A 2,517-nucleotide genomic window follows, 5' to 3' on the forward strand; every position below is an offset into this window, starting at 1 on the left:
TGATTTTCTCTCAATATTTTCTGATTTTTTTACACTTACTATTTTATATCCATTAATTTGTAACCTATTATTTATTTGCGTTAAAGTATTTATTATCTCAATACTTTGATTTTCTTCTTAGGTAGTTGCAAAATATAAATCGCAACTACCTATAATAAACAACATAGTCTTTACATCTATAAACTCTATATTTCTATTTGAACTTTTCAATATAATCACCATTATATTAAATGTAGTATGTGTAATCATAGCAGCCAACAAAGAATTTGTTTTGTATATCATATCACTACATAGCACTCCTAAAAATATAGTACCCAATAAATTTTCTGCACGGAAATGCCATAACCCAAAAATAATTGAAGGAATAATAATAGTTTTCTTAGCTTCATATGATGCATAACAAGTGGTTACAAATCCTCTAAATAAAACTTCTTCACCTGATTGAAGAAACCTTACAGACTTTCAACCTCAAGCGTTCTTAAGCATGAAAGACTGTCCGTATGATAACGTGGTTGCTGAAGCTACTTTCAAACTAATAAAGACTGAATTCATAAAAGGTCAAGTCTTTAGGTCTTTGCAGGAGTTGCAGTATGAATTAGCTGATTATGTTAATTGGTTTAATAACCATAGAATTCATTCATCATTAGGGTATTTAACACCATTCCAATATAAGTCAAATCACCTTAAAAAAGTTGTCTAAAAAAATGTTGATAATCCAAGATGATTCCTATCTAAAATAACCTCATAATATAGATTGCTAAAATAAAAGCTCCTATAACAGGTACTATCATATATACTTTGTTATTAATATTATATTTCTGTAGTATATCTTTCTTTATTTTTTGATTTAAAAATGATATAGGTATAATAAATGCAAATGCAATTATTATACTAAAATAACCAGAATATAAATTTTTCAACTCAAGCAATTTTATGATAAGAACTAATATTGTAAAGGATACACAAAAATTTATAAATAGATAATTATATTTTGTATTCATTGAATACCTCCCTCTCCCTCTATAAATTAGATTTTTCTCTTAAATACTCTCTTTTTCATAGAATTTCACATATATTCATTTCAGATAGATGTGTTTTACTTGAAAATATATTATTTTTTGGAATTAATGGGTCGATTTTAAATAAGCCTGATGGCATTTTTGTTAAAATCTGTATGATCGCCCAGTGGATCTCCACTTTTCCATGATGGTTTACCCTCCCATATCTCTCAGGATCATAGTCCCAAAATTCCTTCGTCCTACCTGTCCATGGGTGGATGTCGAATAAGCTCCTTTACAGGGTCAACGCCCTAATGGTGTATATTCCTTTCGACTAATCCAAGCTTCCATTTTCAAAATATATGAATTTCTACTAAAAGAAGTCTAAATCAAAATATTAAGCTGCTTCCTGCAAGCTAAACTTTCTGGTATCTACAAGTAATTTTTGAGCATTGTACCTTATTTTTTTCTTTCCAAGAGCAAATAAAATTCTGATCAATTTGCAGCATAAAGCAATCATAGACTGCTGTTTTTTAAGCGGATTTATTGCTCTATTAGTGTAATGTTCTGCAGGATTTTAAACTCTTGATTTCTAGATATAAGCGGCCTAACGGCCCTGTATAAAAGAGCTCTGAGCTTTGGGCGACCTCTTTTTGTTATTCTGGTTTTACCCTTATGCTCTCCCGAGCTGTTTTCCTTCAAATTTAACCCTGCAAGCTTTTGAATCTGCTAATGTAAAAATTGTATGTTTTATGTTGTATTCAAAATGTATACATTTCTATGTAATCATCTTTCATTTAAGTATTTTAAATACTTTGAAAGAATTTCCTCAACGCAACATAATTATGATTGTGTTGCGTTAAGCGGCCCCATAATGGGGTCTCGCCAACATATAATATTGTTAATTGTATTTAAGATACCTCTTTTCAGTTAAATAATGATAAAAAAATACCTGTCATATTTAAAAGACTATGTATTAAAGTAACAACTATAAATGCATTTATACCTTTTTTTTCATAAAGGATAAATGAGTATGCTAAGATTATTCCTATTACCAATGCAGATATGCCATAATACCCATTATAAATTATATGTATTCCTCCAAAAACCATGGAGGAAAGTATAATCATTAAAAATTCTTTACTTTTAAGCCATCTAATTTCTCGCATTAATGATAATACTATTGTTTGAAATATAAATGTTTCAATAACAGGAGAGAGGATTATTGCAAATAATATGTCTATAAAAATATTAGTATCAGTAAATTGTCTTGCTTGACTAAAATTAATGTCATAAATAACACATATTCCAAAGTATTCATATTATATAAAAAATTATTACACTTTTTTAGAACCTTCATGTTCTTCCTCCCTGTTAGGTCAAATGAGCAACTATGTGAAAATATATATAGATCAGTCCTAAAAAGATCAATTTTGATTAAGGATAATTATTAAACGTAAGCGTAAATGCTAATACACATAGAAATGAAACTTCAAATTTATTAAAATAAAAGCATCAC

At 28.4% G+C, this 2,517-nt stretch carries 1 protein-coding gene and 3 pseudogenes; 1 reads left to right on the plus strand and 3 read right to left on the minus strand.

Annotated features, from left to right (window positions below; genetic code table 11):
* Positions 1 to 117: 117 nt before the first annotated feature.
* Positions 118 to 378, minus strand: a pseudogene (locus EK368_RS14860) (CPBP family intramembrane glutamic endopeptidase); the annotation flags it as partial.
* A gap of 59 nt (positions 379 to 437) precedes the next feature.
* On the opposite strand from EK368_RS14860, the pseudogene EK368_RS07880 reads away from it, so the two are divergent.
* Positions 438 to 700 (plus strand): annotated as a pseudogene (locus EK368_RS07880) (IS3 family transposase); the annotation flags it as partial.
* Between the two features lie 695 nt (positions 701 to 1,395).
* Here the strand turns inward: EK368_RS07880 and EK368_RS15360 are convergent.
* Both EK368_RS15360 and EK368_RS15365 read right to left on the minus strand, forming a co-directional pair.
* Positions 1,396 to 1,727, minus strand: a pseudogene (locus EK368_RS15360) (transposase); the annotation flags it as partial.
* Positions 1,728 to 1,924: 197 nt separating this feature from the next.
* Entirely contained in the window at positions 1,925 to 2,305 is a 381-nt protein-coding gene (locus tag EK368_RS15365; protein ID WP_129598226.1) for a CPBP family intramembrane glutamic endopeptidase, read from the minus strand.
* Between the last annotated feature and the right edge of the window lie 212 nt (positions 2,306 to 2,517).

Origin of the sequence: Anaerophilus nitritigenes (assembly GCF_004138215.1) — a bacterium.
Lineage (GTDB): Bacteria > Bacillota > Clostridia > Peptostreptococcales > Thermotaleaceae > Anaerophilus > Anaerophilus nitritogenes.